Annotated in this window: 19 protein-coding genes and 2 other annotated features (1 of these 21 running past the window's edge); all 19 genes read left to right on the forward strand. The window is 41.9% G+C overall.

Features of this window, described 5'->3' with window-relative positions:
• Positions 1 to 3 precede the first annotated feature (3 nt).
• A complete protein-coding gene (locus tag NSS65_RS00580) occupies positions 4 to 1,095 on the forward strand; it encodes a protein arginine kinase (protein WP_024425579.1) in 1,092 nt (363 codons plus the stop codon).
• Positions 1,092 to 3,527 carry an ATP-dependent protease ATP-binding subunit ClpC gene (gene clpC / locus NSS65_RS00585; RefSeq protein ID WP_007496263.1) on the forward strand — a complete coding sequence of 812 codons (2,436 nt, stop codon included), beginning with the start codon at positions 1,092 to 1,094 and terminating at the stop codon, positions 3,525 to 3,527. The genes NSS65_RS00580 and clpC overlap by 4 nt, the downstream gene beginning before the upstream one ends.
• Before the next feature lie 92 nt (positions 3,528 to 3,619).
• Positions 3,620 to 4,999, forward strand: a complete 1,380-nt coding sequence (radA, locus tag NSS65_RS00590; protein ID WP_025092231.1) for a DNA repair protein RadA — start codon at positions 3,620 to 3,622, stop codon at positions 4,997 to 4,999.
• Positions 5,000 to 5,001: 2 nt separating this feature from the next.
• A complete protein-coding gene (gene disA / locus NSS65_RS00595) occupies positions 5,002 to 6,081 on the forward strand; it encodes a DNA integrity scanning diadenylate cyclase DisA (protein ID WP_024425581.1) in 1,080 nt (359 codons plus the stop codon).
• Positions 6,082 to 6,234: 153 nt separating this feature from the next.
• Positions 6,235 to 7,335 (forward strand): PIN/TRAM domain-containing protein, encoded by a 1,101-nt coding sequence (locus tag NSS65_RS00600; protein WP_024425582.1) that lies wholly within the window; start codon positions 6,235 to 6,237, stop codon positions 7,333 to 7,335.
• A gap of 13 nt (positions 7,336 to 7,348) precedes the next feature.
• A complete protein-coding gene (ispD, locus tag NSS65_RS00605; protein ID WP_041115162.1) occupies positions 7,349 to 8,038 on the forward strand; it encodes a 2-C-methyl-D-erythritol 4-phosphate cytidylyltransferase in 690 nt (229 codons plus the stop codon).
• A gap of 3 nt (positions 8,039 to 8,041) precedes the next feature.
• On the forward strand, positions 8,042 to 8,518 hold the full coding sequence (gene ispF, locus NSS65_RS00610; RefSeq protein ID WP_003216928.1) for a 2-C-methyl-D-erythritol 2,4-cyclodiphosphate synthase: 477 nt from the start codon (positions 8,042 to 8,044) through the stop codon (positions 8,516 to 8,518).
• Between the two features lie 94 nt (positions 8,519 to 8,612).
• Positions 8,613 to 10,064, forward strand: a complete 1,452-nt coding sequence (gltX, locus tag NSS65_RS00615) for a glutamate--tRNA ligase (RefSeq protein WP_070326870.1) — start codon at positions 8,613 to 8,615, stop codon at positions 10,062 to 10,064.
• Positions 10,064 to 10,294, forward strand: a binding site (T-box leader). It overlaps the preceding gene by 1 nt.
• An 81-nt stretch (positions 10,295 to 10,375) precedes the next feature.
• Positions 10,376 to 11,029 (forward strand): serine O-acetyltransferase, encoded by a 654-nt coding sequence (gene cysE, locus NSS65_RS00620; RefSeq protein ID WP_034283914.1) that lies wholly within the window; start codon positions 10,376 to 10,378, stop codon positions 11,027 to 11,029.
• Positions 11,026 to 12,426 carry a cysteine--tRNA ligase gene (cysS, locus tag NSS65_RS00625; RefSeq protein WP_326135441.1) on the forward strand — a complete coding sequence of 467 codons (1,401 nt, stop codon included), beginning with the start codon at positions 11,026 to 11,028 and terminating at the stop codon, positions 12,424 to 12,426. The genes cysE and cysS overlap by 4 nt, the downstream gene beginning before the upstream one ends.
• 3 nt (positions 12,427 to 12,429) lie before the next feature.
• Entirely contained in the window at positions 12,430 to 12,861 is a 432-nt protein-coding gene (locus NSS65_RS00630; RefSeq protein ID WP_024425587.1) for a Mini-ribonuclease 3, read from the forward strand.
• Positions 12,845 to 13,594, forward strand: coding sequence for a 23S rRNA (guanosine(2251)-2'-O)-methyltransferase RlmB (rlmB, locus tag NSS65_RS00635; protein ID WP_024425588.1), 750 nt, complete (start codon positions 12,845 to 12,847; stop codon positions 13,592 to 13,594). Before NSS65_RS00630 ends, rlmB begins: the two co-directional genes overlap by 17 nt.
• A gap of 2 nt (positions 13,595 to 13,596) precedes the next feature.
• Positions 13,597 to 14,109, forward strand: coding sequence for a ribosome-dependent mRNA decay endonuclease Rae1/YacP (rae1, locus tag NSS65_RS00640; RefSeq protein WP_024425589.1), 513 nt, complete (start codon positions 13,597 to 13,599; stop codon positions 14,107 to 14,109).
• A 63-nt stretch (positions 14,110 to 14,172) separates the two neighbouring features.
• The gene (gene sigH / locus NSS65_RS00645) at positions 14,173 to 14,829 is read left to right on the forward strand and encodes an RNA polymerase sporulation sigma factor SigH (protein ID WP_008345424.1); all 657 of its coding nucleotides are present in this window, start codon (positions 14,173 to 14,175) and stop codon (positions 14,827 to 14,829) included.
• Positions 14,830 to 14,905: 76 nt separating this feature from the next.
• Positions 14,906 to 15,055 (forward strand): 50S ribosomal protein L33, encoded by a 150-nt coding sequence (rpmG, locus tag NSS65_RS00650; RefSeq protein WP_008356502.1) that lies wholly within the window; start codon positions 14,906 to 14,908, stop codon positions 15,053 to 15,055.
• A 34-nt stretch (positions 15,056 to 15,089) separates the two neighbouring features.
• A complete protein-coding gene (gene secE / locus NSS65_RS00655) occupies positions 15,090 to 15,266 on the forward strand; it encodes a preprotein translocase subunit SecE (RefSeq protein ID WP_008345422.1) in 177 nt (58 codons plus the stop codon).
• A gap of 171 nt (positions 15,267 to 15,437) precedes the next feature.
• Positions 15,438 to 15,971: a transcription termination/antitermination protein NusG gene (nusG, locus tag NSS65_RS00660; protein ID WP_003217197.1), complete on the forward strand. Its 534-nt coding sequence runs from the start codon at positions 15,438 to 15,440 to the stop codon at positions 15,969 to 15,971.
• A 171-nt stretch (positions 15,972 to 16,142) separates the two neighbouring features.
• Complete coding sequence (gene rplK / locus NSS65_RS00665; RefSeq protein WP_003216956.1) at positions 16,143 to 16,568, forward strand: 50S ribosomal protein L11; 426 nt, start codon at positions 16,143 to 16,145, stop codon at positions 16,566 to 16,568.
• Positions 16,569 to 16,667: 99 nt separating this feature from the next.
• On the forward strand, positions 16,668 to 17,366 hold the full coding sequence (gene rplA, locus NSS65_RS00670) for a 50S ribosomal protein L1 (protein WP_017359164.1): 699 nt from the start codon (positions 16,668 to 16,670) through the stop codon (positions 17,364 to 17,366).
• A gap of 49 nt (positions 17,367 to 17,415) precedes the next feature.
• Positions 17,416 to 17,546: a sequence feature (ribosomal protein L10 leader region), on the forward strand (it continues 10 nt past the right edge of the window).

Consider the following 17,546-nt stretch of genomic DNA (forward strand, 5'->3'; position numbering starts at 1 on the left):
GTCATGTCGCTCCAGCATTTTATTCAAGACGCTCTTAGTCAGTGGATGAAACAAAAAGGACCAGAAAGTGACATTGTTCTAAGCAGTCGTATCCGGCTAGCTCGCAATCTAGAGCATGTTCGTTTCCCAACTCAGTTTTCTCAAGCTGAAGCTGAAGCTGTTCTTCAGCAATTCGAGCAAAAGTTTGCTAGCCAGGAAGTGAAGGACATTGGAAACTTTGTTCTGATTCGAATGAATGAAACGCAGCCTTTAGCAAAGAGGGTACTTGTTGAAAAGCATTTGATTAGCCCCAATTTAGCTGAATCAAGATTTGGCGGCTGTTTGCTTTCTGAAAATGAAGAAATCAGTGTGATGCTGAATGAAGAAGACCATATTCGAATCCAGTGCTTATTCCCAGGTTTTCAGCTAGCCAATGCACTAAAAGCGGCTAATCAGGTAGATGACTGGATTGAAGAGCAAGTGGATTACGCGTTTTCTGAAAAGCGAGGATACTTAACAAGCTGTCCGACCAATGTAGGTACAGGTATCAGGGCTTCGGTCATGATGCATTTACCAGCATTAGCGCTCACAAGACAGATGAATCGGATTATTCCGGCCATTAATCAATTAGGTCTTGTGGTCAGAGGAATTTATGGTGAGGGCAGCGAAGCAATAGGGAACATCTTTCAAATTTCAAATCAAATGACACTTGGTCAATCAGAAGAAGACATTGTAGATGACTTGAATAGTGTGACCGCTCAGCTCATTGAACAAGAGCGATCTGCACGAAAAGCGTTATATCAAACATCTAAAATTGAACTTGAGGACAGAGTGTACCGCTCTTTAGGGATTTTGGCCAATTGTCGTATGATTGAATCAAAGGAAACAGCGAAGTGTTTGTCAGATGTGCGGCTTGGAATTGATTTAGGTATCATTAAGGGGCTTTCAAGTAATATACTGAATGAACTCATGATTTTGACTCAGCCCGGCTTCCTTCAACAATATTCAGGAGGAGCCTTAGAGCCAAATGAACGAGATATAAAACGAGCAGCGATTATTAGAGAAAGGCTGCGCTTAGAAATGCATAGGAATGGACAGGAGGATGAAACGATATGATGTTTGGAAGATTCACTGAAAGAGCTCAAAAGGTATTAGCACTTGCACAAGAAGAAGCCATTCGCCTAGGCCATAAGAATATTGGTACTGAGCACATTTTACTTGGCCTTGTACGTGAAGGTGAGGGCATCGCTGCCAAAGCGTTAGAAGCACTGGGCCTTGTTTCAGATAAAATCCAAAAAGAAGTCGAAAGCTTGATTGGAAGAGGGCAAGAGGTGTCTCAAGCTATTCCTCATTATACGCCTAGAGCAAAGAAGGTCACTGAGCTTTCAATGGATGAAGCAAGAAAGCTAGGTCATTCCTATGTAGGGACAGAACATATTCTATTAGGTCTTATTCGTGAGGGAGAGGGTGTCGCTGCCCGTGTCTTAAATAACCTCGGAGTGAGCTTAAATAAAGCACGCCAGCAAGTCCTGCAGCTGCTTGGAAGCAATGAAACAGGTGCATCTGCAGCAGGCTCTAATAGCAATGCGAATACACCAACACTAGATAGTCTGGCAAGAGATTTAACAGCTATCGCAAAAGAGGACAGCTTGGACCCTGTCATTGGCCGAAGCAAAGAAATTCAACGTGTCATTGAGGTCCTAAGTAGAAGAACAAAAAATAACCCTGTGCTGATTGGTGAGCCTGGTGTTGGTAAAACAGCCATCGCAGAAGGTCTTGCACAGCAAATTATTCATAATGAAGTGCCTGAAATCCTGCGTGATAAACGAGTAATGACCCTGGATATGGGAACTGTTGTAGCTGGTACGAAATATCGTGGTGAATTCGAGGATCGTTTGAAAAAAGTGATGGACGAAATTCGCCAGGCAGGAAATATCATTCTCTTTATCGACGAGCTTCATACACTTATTGGTGCTGGTGGAGCAGAGGGCGCGATTGATGCGTCTAATATCTTGAAGCCATCCCTAGCACGTGGAGAGCTTCAATGTATTGGGGCGACAACGTTAGATGAGTACCGTAAATATATTGAAAAGGATGCTGCGCTTGAACGACGTTTCCAGCCAATTCAAGTAGATCAGCCGTCTGTTGATGAAAGTATTCAAATCTTAAGAGGGCTTAGAGACCGGTATGAAGCACATCACCGTGTGTCTATTACAGATGAAGCGATTGAGGCGGCGGTGAAGCTGTCTGACCGTTATATTTCTGACCGATTCCTTCCAGATAAGGCGATTGATTTAATTGATGAGGCAGGTTCGAAAGTCCGTTTACGTTCGTTCACAACACCGCCTAACCTAAAAGAATTAGAGCAAAAGCTGGATGAAGTACGCAAGGAAAAGGATGCGGCAGTTCAAAGTCAAGAATTTGAAAAAGCAGCTTCTCTTCGCGATACAGAACAGCGTTTGCGTGAAAAAGTAGAAGTTACAAAGAAATCATGGAAAGAAAAGCAGGGACAAGAGAATTCAGAGGTATCTGTAGATGATATCGCAATGGTCGTTTCCAGCTGGACGGGAGTGCCTGTTTCGAAAATTGCTCAAACGGAGACAGATAAGCTTCTGAATATGGAACAATTGCTCCACTCTCGCGTGATCGGACAGGATGAAGCGGTTGTCGCTGTAGCAAAAGCGGTGAGACGTGCGCGTGCTGGCCTGAAAGATCCGAAGCGCCCAATCGGCTCCTTTATCTTCTTAGGTCCAACAGGGGTTGGTAAAACGGAGCTTGCAAGAGCACTTGCTGAGTCTATTTTCGGTGATGAAGAAGCAATGATCCGTATTGATATGTCTGAATACATGGAGAAGCACTCTACATCCAGACTTGTTGGGTCACCTCCAGGCTATGTGGGCTATGATGAAGGTGGACAGCTGACTGAAAAAGTGAGAAGAAAACCTTATTCTGTCGTTCTTTTAGACGAGATTGAAAAGGCGCATCCAGATGTATTTAATATCTTACTGCAAGTGTTAGAAGATGGTCGTCTGACCGATTCTAAAGGGCGTACCGTTGACTTTAGAAATACGATTTTGATTATGACATCAAACGTTGGAGCTAGTGAGCTGAAGCGCAATAAATATGTTGGGTTTAACGTGCAGGATGAAAGTCAAAATTACAAGGATATGAAAGGCAAAGTGATGGGCGAGTTGAAACGTGCGTTTAGACCTGAGTTTATCAACCGTATTGATGAAATCATTGTCTTCCACTCGCTTGAGAAGAAACATCTAAAAGAGATCGTGTCTCTCATGTCTGATCAATTGACAAAACGATTAAAAGAACAAGACCTATCAATTGAATTGACGGAAGCAGCAAAAGCGAAGATTGCCGACGAAGGAGTAGATCTTGAGTACGGTGCGCGTCCGTTAAGAAGAGCGATTCAAAAGCATGTAGAAGATCGACTTTCTGAAGAGCTTCTGAAGGGGAATATTGAAAAAGGTCAACATATCGTATTAGATGTGGAAGATGGAGAGATTGTCGTAAAAGCGACGGCTGCTACGAACTAATATAGTAAGAAAAAGTGTGAGGCATACCAGTAAGGTGTATGCCTCCCTTTACTTATTTTCTGACCAGTATAAGGAGTTGTATTCTTCAATCTATGGCTAAGACAAAATCAAAATTTATATGCCAATCGTGCGGTTATGAGTCAGCCAAATGGATGGGGAAATGTCCAGGCTGCGGCACGTGGAACAGTATGACAGAAGAGGTCGTTCGCAAAGAGCCGGCAAACCGTCGAAGTGCTTTTAATCATTCTGTTCAAACCATTCAAAAACCTTCACCTATATCTGCAATTGAAACATCCGAAGAACCCCGAATTAAAACAAATTTAGAAGAATTTAACCGAGTATTAGGAAGTGGAATTGTCAAAGGTTCTCTTGTTCTCATCGGCGGAGATCCTGGGATTGGGAAGTCCACATTATTATTACAAGTATCAGCACAGCTCTCAGACAAAAATCAGAATGTGTTATACATATCTGGTGAGGAGTCCATTAAACAAACGAAGCTAAGAGCGGACCGCCTTGGCATTGAAAGCGCCTCTTTACATGTTTTGGCTGAAACCGATATGGAGTATATAACGTCTGCTATACAGGAGATGAAACCTGCTTTTGTTGTGGTGGATTCGATTCAAACCGTTTACCAAAGCGATATCACGTCAGCTCCCGGCTCTGTATCTCAAGTTAGAGAATGTACAGCGCAGCTGATGAAGATTGCCAAGACAAATGGTATTCCTATTTTTATCGTTGGTCACGTGACCAAAGAAGGCTCGATCGCAGGTCCACGCCTTTTAGAGCATATGGTGGACACAGTTCTTTATTTTGAAGGCGAGCGTCATCATACGTTTCGTATCTTACGGGCGGTCAAAAACCGATTTGGTTCAACGAATGAATTGGGAATTTTTGAAATGAGAGAGGAAGGGCTCACGGAAGTATTAAACCCATCAGAAATCTTTCTAGAAGAGCGGTCGGCAGGTGTATCTGGTTCGTGTGTTGTTGCCTCAATGGAAGGAACAAGACCCGTACTTGTCGAGATACAGGCGTTAATTTCCCCGACAAGCTTTGGGAATCCGCGAAGAATGGCCACTGGCCTTGATCATAATCGAGTATCGCTGCTCATGGCAGTTTTAGAAAAACGCGTGGGGCTGCTGCTGCAAAACCAAGATGCGTATTTAAAGGTCGCAGGCGGTGTGAAGCTTGACGAACCGGCGATTGACTTAGCTATTGCCGTCAGTATTGCATCAAGCTTTAAAGATGCAGCGCCGCATCAAGCGGATTGCTTTATAGGAGAGGTCGGTCTGACGGGAGAAGTCAGAAGAGTATCAAGAATTGAACAGCGAGTGCAGGAAGCTGCAAAACTAGGATTTAAGCGAATGTTTATTCCTCAGGCGAATATAGACGGATGGAAAAAGCCGAGAGGGATTGAGTTAGTTGGTGTAGAAAATGTAGCGGAGGCACTTCGAATTTCACTAGGGGGATCATAGAAATGGAAAAAGAGAAAAAAGGAGCGAGAGAACTCGATCTCTTAGATATTGTACAGTTTGTGGCACCAGGAACACCTCTGCGGGCAGGGATTGAAAACGTCCTGAGAGCCAATACTGGCGGGCTCATTGTTGTTGGTTATAATGACAAAGTAAAGAGTGTGGTAGATGGAGGGTTTCACATTAATTCGGCCTTCTCCCCAGCACATTTATATGAATTGGCGAAGATGGACGGGGCCATTATTCTTAGCGATTCTGGTCAAAAAATCTTGTATGCGAATACACAGCTGATGCCAGATGCAACCATTCATTCATCGGAAACAGGCATGAGGCACCGGACGGCTGAACGTGTAGCAAAGCAGACAGGCTGCTTAATCATTGCCATTTCTGAACGGAGGAACGTCATTACCTTATACCAAGGGAATCGTCGTTATACGCTGAAAGATATTGGCTTTATTTTAACAAAGGCCAATCAAGCCATTCAAACACTTGAGAAATATAAAACGATTTTAGATCACGCCATTTCTGCGTTAAGCGCCCTAGAATTTGAAGAGCTTGTGACCTTTGGTGATGTATTATCCGTGCTGCACCGCTACGAAATGGTACTCAGGATCAAAAATGAAATCAATATGTATATCAAAGAGCTCGGAACAGAGGGACACTTGATCCGTCTGCAAGTCAATGAATTGATTACAGATATGGAGCAGGAAGCAGCTTTATTTATTAAAGATTACGTGAAAGAAAAGATCAAAGATCCGTATGTGCTGCTCAAACAACTTCAAGATATGTCGAGCTTTGAGCTTTTAGATGATTCCATTCTGTACAAGTTACTTGGATATCCAGCTTCTACAAATATTGACGAATATGTGTACACAAGAGGATATAGATTGCTCCATAAAATCCCTAGACTGCCAATGCCAATCGTCGAAAATGTGGTTGAAGCATTCGGTGTGCTAGATCGAATTATGGAAGCAGATGTACAAGAATTGGATGAAGTAGAAGGAATTGGAGAAGTAAGAGCGAAAAAGATAAAAAAAGGATTAAAAAGGTTACAAGAAAAACATTACATTGACCGTCAGCTTTAAGAAGAGAAATTTTTCTCTATGACGGTTAAAAATGGATGAATATGGGTATATTAATGATGGTTTTGTTTTCTGTTGCTCATGATAGGAAACTTAAACATATATTAATGTCAGATGAAGGTGGATTGACAGATGAAAAATAAAGGAGGTGAAGGTATGTTAAAAAGAATCGTTCAGGCGTTTTTTATCATTTTGGGTGCAGTTGTAGGGATTTTTATCATTCCAGAGTTATTTCTGCTTTTAAATGTAAAGGACATACCTTTCATAACAAATGCTTACTCATCAGCACTAATAGGAGCCGTTGTGTTCTTCATCATTGGTAAATGGTGCACAGGTTATGTGGTAAATTGGGTGAAATGGATCGAGGATTCTCTATTGAAGGCGCCTCTTCCTGATCTTATATCTGGAAGTTTCGGATTAGTATTTGGACTTATTCTAGCATATCTTATTGTAAACGTGATCCCGCTAAACAATATCCCATATCATATTTTTGGTACCATTATTCCGATTTTCCTGGCTTTCTTTTTAGGATACCTTGGATTTCAGGTAGGATTTAAGAAGAAGGATGAAATGATAGGGCTGTTCTCCCGATCTGCAAAGGTCACAAAGAAAAAGGGAGCAGCTGATGATGAACCTGAAATAGAAGATAAAAAGCTGAAAATTTTAGACACAAGTGTTATCATTGATGGAAGAATCGCAGATATTTGTCAAACTGGATTCTTAGAAGGCGTCATGGTCATTCCTCAATTTGTACTCGAGGAATTACAGCATATTGCAGACTCTTCAGATGTATTAAAGAGAAATAGAGGCCGAAGAGGTCTAGATATTTTAAATCGTATTCAAAAAGAATTGGATATCAAAGTTGAAATTTACGAAGGTGACTTCGAAGACATTCAAGAGGTTGATAGCAAGCTTGTGAAGCTGGCGAAATTAACTTCAGGTGTTGTTGTGACCAATGATTTTAATTTAAATAAAGTATGCGAACTTCAAAAAGTAGCAGTGTTAAACATCAATGATCTAGCCAATGCCGTTAAACCGGTTGTACTGCCTGGGGAAGAAATGAAGGTACAGGTCATCAAAGATGGAAAAGAGCATAACCAAGGTGTTGCTTACTTAGATGACGGTACGATGATTGTGGTCGAAGAAGGACGCAATTACATTGGAAAAGACATTGACGTGCTCGTCACAAGTGTGCTGCAGACTGCTGCTGGAAGAATGATTTTTGCGAAGCCAAAACTTCTGGAGAAGGCGCTCTAAAGGGAGAACGAACATGTATTATGAAGTAGTTATTCCGGCTGCGGGGCAGGGGAAACGAATGAAGGCCGGCCGTAATAAGCTTTTTATTGAGCTGAAAAGAATGCCGGTCATCATTCATACACTAAAGGTGTTTGACGCTCATGCGCAATGCAAACGCATGATCCTAGCGATCAATGAAGAGGAGCGTCAAGACTTTGAAAGGCTACTCAAGGTACACGCTTTTCAAACGCCTGTTTCACTTGTCACTGGCGGTGAAGAACGTCAGCAAAGTGTATACGAAGGATTAAAGGCTGTGAAAGATGCGGACATCGTGCTTGTTCATGATGGAGCAAGGCCTTTTATTAAGCATACACAGATTGACTTGCTCGTTAAAGCAGCGATTGAAAAAGGCTCCGCAGTTGTAGCGGTACCAGTGAAAGACACAATCAAACGCGTTCAAGAAGGCAAAGTGGAACAAACCATTGAACGTCAGAGCTTGTGGGCAGTCCAGACCCCACAAGCTTTTCGTCATTCTATTTTAAAAGAGGCGCATGAATATGCGGAGCGGACAGGCTTCTTTGGAACAGACGACGCCAGTCTTGTTGAACAATTACAGGGTGAGAATGTGTATATTGTCCAAGGAGACTATACCAATATTAAGCTGACAACACCGGATGATTTATTGGTTGCCAAGGCAATTATGGATGCGGAAAGAGGGTACTAGATCATGTTGAGAATAGGACAAGGTTTTGATGTACATCAATTAACAGAGGGGAGACCTCTGATTATTGGCGGGGTCACCATCCCTTATGAAAAGGGACTGCTAGGTCATTCAGACGCTGACGTACTGCTTCACACAGTGGCAGATGCATGCCTGGGTGCGATTGCTGAAGGAGATATCGGCAGACATTTCCCAGACACAGATCCTGAGTTTAAGGATGCAGATTCTTTTAAATTATTGCAGCATGTGTGGGCACTTGTGAAAGAAAAGGGCTACACACTTGTGAATATTGACTGCACCATCATGGCGCAAAAGCCAAAAATGGCACCTTACATTCAACCAATGTGTGAGAAAATTGCAGAAGCGCTTGAGGCAGATGTCACACAGGTGAATGTCAAAGCAACAACGACAGAGAAACTTGGATTTACAGGAAGAGGCGAAGGAATTGCCTCTCAGGCAACAGTGCTTCTTCAGAAAAAGTAAAATCCATTTTGATGAGAATGGGTTTTGATGATAAAATACGTTTATAAAAAATTGGTGTCAGACAACATGATGCAGATGAAAGGAAGTTAAACTCATGGGAAATGAAGTGCGTGTTCGTTATGCACCGAGTCCAACTGGTCATTTACATATTGGGAATGCTAGAACGGCTCTTTTCAACTATTTGTTCGCACGCAGCCAAGGCGGCAAATTTATTATTCGAATCGAGGATACGGATCAAAAGCGTAATGTAGAGGGCGGGGAGGAAAGCCAGCTTCGCCACCTGCAATGGCTCGGTATTGATTGGGATGAGAGCATTGATAAAGATGGCGGCTACGGTCCTTACAGACAATCAGAGCGTAATGATATTTATAAAAAATATTATGATGAGCTGCTAGAGAAGGACTTGGCGTATAAGTGCTATTGTACGGCAGAAGAGCTAGAGGCAGAGCGTGAAGCACAGATCGCCCGCAGCGAAATGCCTCGATATTCTGGTAAATGCAGTCATTTATCAAAAGAAGAAGAGGACAAGCTGATTGCTGAAGGAAGAGAGCCAAGCATCCGCTTCCGAGTACCAAAAGGAGAAATCATCAAATTTGACGACATGGTCAAAGGTGATATTTCATTTGAAACAGACGGCATTGGTGACTTTGTTATTGTGAAGAAAGATGGCACGCCAACTTATAACTTTGCAGTTGCCGTGGATGATCATTTGATGAAAATGACTCACGTTCTTCGCGGAGAAGATCATATTTCAAATACCCCTAAACAAATCATGATTTTTCATGCATTTGGCTGGGATGTTCCGCTATTCGGACATATGACGCTGATTGTGAACGAGAACCGCAAGAAATTAAGTAAACGTGATGAATCGATTATTCAATTCATCGAGCAATATAAGAATTTAGGCTATTTACCTGAAGCCCTGTTTAACTTCATTGCATTACTTGGATGGTCTCCAGTAGGCGAAGAAGAACTGTTTACAAAAGAGCAATTCATCGACATTTTTGATGTGAACCGACTTTCTAAGTCACCAGCTCTATTCGATATGCATAAACTAAAATGGGTGAACAACCAATACGTGAAAGCTCTTGATCTTGATCAGGTTGTGGCACTAACACTTCCACATCTTCAAAAGGCAGGCAAGGTAAGTGAGCAGCTGACTGAAGAAGAAAACACGTGGGTACGCAAGCTTATTTCTCTGTATCACGAACAATTAAGCTACGGAGCAGAAATTGTTGAGTTGACAGAGTTGTTCTTTAAGGAGCAAATTGAGTATAATCAAGAGGCAAAGGAAGTTCTAGCAGAGGAGCAAGTACCAGAAGTCATGGCATCTTTTGCAGGTCAACTTGAACAGCTTAAGTCTTTCACACCTGATGAAATCAAGGCTGCCATTAAAGCGGTACAAAAAGAAACAGGGCATAAAGGCAAGAAACTATTCATGCCGATTCGTGTGGCTGTCACAGGACAAACGCATGGCCCAGAACTTCCGCAAAGTATTGAATTACTAGGTAAAGAAACGGTATTAAACCGCATTAAACAAATATAAAGAAATCGTTGCGAGGGAGAAGTACAATGTACTCGTCCATCACAGAAAGAGTCTCCACCGGCTGAAAGAGACTTATGGGCAGATGTTGGAAATGCACCCTCAAGACCCTTGAGGAACACGTACGTTAGTATGCAAGGGCGGTACCCTCCGTTATGGGATTAAGTTGAGAAGGCTTCAAGATAAGTGGCTTTCTAAACAGAGTGGAACCGCGTTTTCAAAACGTCTCTGTCATTTGGCAGAGGCGTTTTTTATTTGTCCAAAAAAGAGAGCAAGTCCTAAGAGAGATTCATGGGGAAGAACGGGGGGAGCATGTGTTTTTCAAAATGCTGAAAGAAGATATTGATACTGTGTTTGATCAAGATCCTGCTGCTAGAAGCTATATTGAAGTAGTGCTAACCTATTCAGGGCTTCATGCGATTTGGGCTCACCGTATTGCGCACGCATTTTATAAGCGGAAGCTGTATTTTATTGCGCGGATCATTTCTCAGGTCAGCCGTTTTTTCACAGGGGTGGAAATTCATCCGGCGGCAACCATTGGCAGGCGGTTCTTTATTGATCACGGCATGGGCGTCGTGATCGGGGAAACATGTGAAATTGGAGACAACGTCACTGTTTTCCAAGGCGTGACATTAGGGGGAACAGGGAAAGAAAAGGGAAAGCGGCATCCGACCATTTTAGACGATGCCCTCATTGCGACAGGTGCCAAGGTGCTTGGTTCCATTACGGTTGGAAAAGGAGCCAAGATTGGAGCGGGGTCGGTCGTGTTAAAGGACGTACCCGACCATTCCACCGTTGTCGGTATACCTGGGCGAGTCGTCGTTCAAAATGGAAAGAAAATCAATCGTGATCTCAATCATCAAGATTTGCCAGATCCAATTTCCGATCGTTTCAAAGAATTGGAACGAGAAATGGAAAAGCTAAAAGGTGAGCTGGCTTCATTGAGCAGAAAGGAAGAACAATCATGAGAATCAATATTTATAATACATTGACACGTAAGAAGGAAGAATTTGTCCCGCTTGAGCCAGGAAAGGTCAAGATGTATGTGTGCGGACCAACCGTTTATAACTACATTCATATCGGGAATGCTAGACCTGCTATTGTTTATGACACTGTACGTAAGTATTTGGAATACAGCGGTTACGATGTGAACTTTGTATCAAACTTTACAGATGTGGATGATAAACTCATCAAAGCAGCCAACGAACTCGGAGAAGATGTGCCGACAATTGCTGACCGGTTTATCCAGGCCTACTTCGAAGACGTCAGTGCACTCGGCTGCAAAAAAGCAGACCTTCACCCGCGAGTGACGGAAAACATGGATGATATCATTGCGTTTATTGCGACATTGATTGAAAAAGGCTACGCCTATGAAGCAGATGGCGACGTGTATTACAGCACACGCTCATTTGAAGGTTATGGAAAGCTTTCTCACCAATCAATTGATGAACTGAAGACAGGTGCCCGTATTCGAGTAGGTGAAAAGAAACGAGATGCACTGGACTTTGCTCTTTGGAAGGCTGCAAAGGATCAGGAAATCTCTTGGGATAGCCCGTGGGGCGAAGGACGCCCAGGCTGGCACATTGAATGCTCGGCAATGGTCAAAAAATATTTAGGTGATACGATCGATATTCATGCTGGCGGACAGGATTTAACATTCCCTCACCATGAGAATGAAATTGCCCAATCTGAGGCTTTGACAGGGAAGCCTTTTGCGAAGTATTGGATGCATAACGGGTATATTAATATCGATAATGAAAAAATGTCAAAATCACTTGGCAACTTTGTGCTGGTGCATGACATTGTGAAAGAACAAGATCCTGATGTGCTTCGCTTCTTTATGTTGTCGGTTCACTATCGCCACCCAATTAATTACTCAATGGATTTATTAGAAAGTACAAAGAGTGCGTTTAACCGACTCAAAACATCGTATGCGAATTTACATCACCGTCTAGAGAGCAGCACAAATATCACGGAAGACAATGCTGAATGGCTGGCAAAAATTGAAGAGCAGCGTGCAACATTTATTTCCGAAATGAATGATGACTTCAATACGGCAAATGCGATCTCTGTTTTATTCGAATTAGCGAAACAGGCGAATTATTATATGGAAAATGATCATACTTCGGAGGAAGTGATCAAGGCATTTATCGGCTTGTTCCAAGAAATTACGTCTGTTCTCGGCTTCTCATTAGAAGAAAAGCACACGCTTGACGAAGAGGTAGAAGCGTTAATTGAAAAACGCAATGAAGCTAGAAGAAATCGTGACTTTGCCCTATCTGATCAAATTCGTGATCAATTAAAGAACATGAATATTGTGTTGGAGGACACTCCTCAAGGTACTCGCTGGAAAAGAGGAGAATAGGCAATGTTGAATTTTGAAAAGCTGAAAGACGGTAAACAGCTGAACGGACTTGCGCTGGCTTATATGGGTGATGCCATTTTTGAAGTATATGTGAGGCATCACCTCCTCCAAACGGGGGCGACAAAACCAAATGAGCTGCACAAACGAGCAAGCAAAATTGTTTCAGCTAAATCACAGGCTGCTATTTTATTTACGCTTCAGCAGCAAGGCTTTTTCACTGAAGCAGAAGAAGCGGTGCTGAAAAGAGGAAGAAACGCAAAATCAGGCACAGTGCCTAAAAACACAGACGTTCAAACGTATCGTTATAGTACAGCGTTTGAAGCGCTCATGGGTTATTTATTTATCGAAAAGCAGGACGAACGCTTAGAAGAGCTGATTGGTCAGGCGATTGAAATCGGAACGTCAGGGAGGAAGACAAATGAGTCAGCAACATGATTATGTCATTGGGAAAAATGCAGTGATTGAGACACTGAAGTCAGATCGGGAGTTATACAAGCTCTGGATGGCAGAAAACACTGTAAAAGGACAAGCCCAGCAGGTCATTGAACTCGCTAAAAAGCAAAATATCACCATTCAGTATGTTCCGAGGAAAAAGCTTGATCAAATGGTTACAGGTCAGCACCAGGGAATCGTTGCACAAGTAGCAGCATATGAATATGCAGAATTGGACGACCTGTATCAAATCGCTGAAAAGCGGAATGAACAGCCTTTCTTTCTGATTTTAGATGAGATTGAAGACCCGCATAATTTAGGATCTATTATGAGAACGGCAGATGCTGTAGGTGCACACGGGATTGTCATTCCGAAAAGGAGAGCGGTCGGTCTAACAACAACAGTTGCTAAGGCATCCACTGGAGCAATTGAGCATATTCCTGTCGCAAAAGTGACCAATCTTTCAAGAGCCCTTGATGAAATGAAAGAAAGAGGAATCTGGGTTGCGGGAACAGATGCGTCTGCTAAACAGGATTACAGACAATTTGATGGCACGATGCCGCTGGCTCTTGTGATTGGCAGCGAGGGAAAAGGAATTGGCCGATTGATTAAGGAAAAGTGTGATTTTCTGATTAAACTGCCTATGGCCGGGAAGGTTACTTCGTTAAACGCATCAGTTGCCGCTGGTTTATTGATGTATGAAGTGTATCGAAAACGTTATCCGTTAGGAGAATAGAGATGGATATCCTCTTAGTCGATGGATACAACATGATAGGTGCATGGCCTCAGCTGCAGCACTTAAAGGAAAACAGCTTTGAAGAAGCCAGAGACGTACTGATTCAACATTTAGCAGAATATCAAGCATACACAGGGTATCGAGTCATTGTCGTATTCGATGCCCATATGGTCAAAGGAATTGAAAAGAAGCGGACCAACCACCGAGTAGAGGTCATCTTTACGAGAGAGAATGAAACGGCGGATGAGCGGATTGAAAAGCTGGCGCAGGATTTGAATAATATACGGACGCAAATTCATGTGGCAACCTCAGATTTTACGGAACAATGGGCTATTTTTGGACAAGGAGCTCTTCGGAAGTCGGCTCGTGAGCTTTTAAGAGAGATTGAAGTGATAGAACGAAAGATTGAAACGAGGGTCAAAAAGATTACTTCTGATAAACCAGCATCTAAGATTGAATTGTCAGAAGATGTATTGAAAACGTTTGAAAAATGGCGGCGCGGGAATCTGGAATAGCTTGACGATATTTCAACCATTAATGTATAATATTTCTATCTAGGTGCGGTCGGGGGGATCGAAGTGAATCTAAACAACAGCAAGGGTAAGTCCATCAGAGAGCAATTTTGCCAGTTGGAAGATGAACAAGTCATTGAAAGGGTTCATGTCGGAGATAGTGATGCGCTAGATTATTTAATAACGAAATACCGCAATTTTGTACGTGCGAAAGCAAGATCTTATTTCTTGATAGGAGCGGATCGAGAGGACATTGTCCAAGAGGGAATGATCGGACTTTATAAGTCTATCCGCGATTTCAGAGAGGACAAGCTTACTTCATTTAAGGCTTTTGCAGAATTATGTATTACCCGCCAAATTATCACCGCAATTAAAACAGCTACTCGCCAAAAACATATCCCGTTAAATTCCTATGTATCATTAGACAAGCCGATCTACGATGAAGAATCGGACAGAACATTATTGGATGTCATTTCCGGTGCTAAAGCGCTTAACCCAGAAGACTTAATTATTAGCAAAGAAGAATTTGATGATATCGAAATGAAGATGGGTGAACTGCTAAGCGAGCTGGAAAGAAAGGTACTTGTGCTTTATCTTGATGGCAGATCCTATCAAGAGATTTCTGAAGATTTAAATCGTCATGTGAAATCAATTGATAACGCACTCCAAAGAGTAAAGAGAAAATTAGAGAAATATTTAGAGCTTCGCGAGATTAGTCTCTAATCAAACCTATATTGACAGCTTTTTCGACACTGTGATAAGGTACTAATGAAATGATGTCGAGAAAATAGGTGTAAATATGAGGAAAAAGATTACTCTAGCCTGTAAAGACTGCGGAAGCCGCAATTATACGACAATGAAAAGTGTTGCTTCAGCAGCTGAAAGATTAGAAGTTAAGAAATATTGCAAGACTTGTAATTCACATAAAACACATTTAGAAACGAAGTAAGATTTGCGTTCTTTAATCTGTGGAGGTCTTTTACATGCGTATTATCAGTTTCTTAAAAAGTGTCGGAAAAGAAATGAAAAAGGTCAGCTGGCCAAAGAAGAACGAAATGGTCCGCTACACAATCACTGTTATTTTAACAGTCGTATTCTTTGCCATCTTTTTCTCTTTTCTTGATATAGGAATCTCACAATTAATCGAATTAATTCATTAATACTTGAATAATGGTCTGCTGAACGTGCTATAATAGATCATAATATGACTTGCCAAAAAACCCGTTTTACGGGTTTTTTCAATTGCTTGAAAATATTTACCGTTTCTCGAGATTCGTCAAATAGACATTATGAAATGTGGGGAGGGAAGGACTAAATAGTCCTGAATGAAAATGGAAAAGAATTGGTATGTTGTGCATACGTACTCTGGCTATGAAAACAAAGTAAAAGCGAATTTGGAAAAGCGTGTTGAATCAATGGGCATGCAGGATAAAATCTTCCGCGTCGTCGTACCAGAAGAAGAAGAAACGGATATTAAAAATGGTAAGAAAAAAGTTGTCAAAAAGAAAGTATTCCCTGGCTATGTCCTAGTGGAAATCGTGATGACTGACGACTCTTGGTATGTTGTTCGTAATACACCAGGTGTCACTGGATTCGTTGGATCAGCTGGTTCAGGATCAAAGCCGACTGCGCTGCTGCCAGGCGAAGCCGAAACCATTCTGAAGAGAATGGGTCTTGAAGAACGCAAAACAGAAATCGACTTTGAACTGAAAGAAACAGTTAAGGTCATCGATGGACCATTTGCTAACTTCACTGGCTCTATTGAAGAAATTGACTACGATAAAAGCAAAGTCAAAGTATTCGTTAATATGTTTGGTAGAGAAACACCTGTTGAACTTGAGTTCACGCAGATCGATAAATTGTAATTTAAAAGAGCTTGAAATGAGTGTATAGAAGTGGTAATATAGCAAAGGTACGTCTTGAGTTCACTCAAGATCGCTAGCTAGTTATTTCGTCATTCATATAAAGAATGAAGTTGTTGAGTGGGAGGGGGATTCCCCTATTACCACATCACGGACTTTAAGGAGGTGTGTCTCGTGGCTAAAAAAGTAGTTAAAGTTGTTAAATTGCAAATTCCTGCTGGAAAAGCTAACCCAGCTCCACCAGTTGGACCTGCACTAGGTCAAGCCGGTGTTAATATCATGGGATTCTGTAAGGAGTTTAACGCTCGTACAGCTGACCAAGCTGGTCTTATCATTCCTGTTGAAATTTCGGTTTTTGAAGACCGTTCATTTACATTTATTACTAAAACTCCACCTGCTGCAGTTTTACTTAAAAAAGCAGCTGGTATTGAGTCTGGTTCTGGTGAACCTAACCGTAATAAAGTGGCAACTGTTAAGCGTGATAAAGTACGCGAAATCGCGGAAACAAAAATGCCTGACTTAAACGCTGCTAGCGTTGAATCAGCTATGCGCATGGTTGAAGGTACTGCACGCAGTATGGGTATTGTCATCGAAGATTAATTTTTTGTCTTGTTGGGTTGCGAGTTTGGTTTTGACAAGTTCGCAACCCTTATTCGTGGGAGGTTATTCCGCTAAAACCACATAAGGAGGATTTTTATAATGGCTAAAAAAGGTAAAAAGTATGTAGAAGCTGCTAAGCTGATCGATCGTACTAAAGCGTATGATGTAGCTGAAGCTGTTTCTCTTACAAAAAAAGCAAATACAGCTAAATTTGATGCGACTGTAGAAGTTGCTTTTCGTTTGGGCGTAGACCCTCGTAAAAACGATCAACAAATCCGCGGTGCAGTTGTACTTCCTAACGGAACTGGTAAAACTCAACGCGTTCTTGTGTTCGCTAAAGGTGAAAAAGCAAAAGAAGCAGAAGCTGCTGGAGCAGACTACGTTGGAGATTCTGATTACATCACTAAAATCCAACAAGGCTGGTTCGAATTCGATGTAATCGTTGCGACACCTGACATGATGGGTGAAGTTGGTAAGATCGGTCGTGTACTTGGACCAAAAGGTCTTATGCCAAACCCTAAAACAGGAACTGTAACGTTCGAAGTTGAAAAAGCAATCAATGAAATCAAAGCTGGTAAAGTAGAATACCGCGTTGATAAAGCTGGTAATATCCACGCGCCAATCGGAAAGGTTTCTTTCGAGGACGAAAAGCTTGTTGAGAACTTTGCAACAATCTATGACACAATTCTTAAAGCAAAACCTGCAGCGGCTAAAGGTGTATACGTGAAAAACGTTTCTGTTACATCTACTATGGGCCCTGGCGTGAAAGTGGATCCATCTTCTTTCTCTGCAAAATAATTCTTGACTTATGACAACCATTTTGATAATATCAAAATGTTGTAAAATAGAATAATGTCCATTTATACCGTAGACAGCAGGGGCCTTATGGCTTAAATAACCCGCCGAGGTGTATATGTCACAGTCTTACGTTAACGTATGCTTGTATATACAGCCTCCATGTCTTAATGGAGGCTTTTT

Source organism: Bacillus sp. FSL K6-1006, assembly GCF_038593175.1.
Lineage (GTDB): Bacteria > Bacillota > Bacilli > Bacillales > Bacillaceae > Bacillus > Bacillus safensis.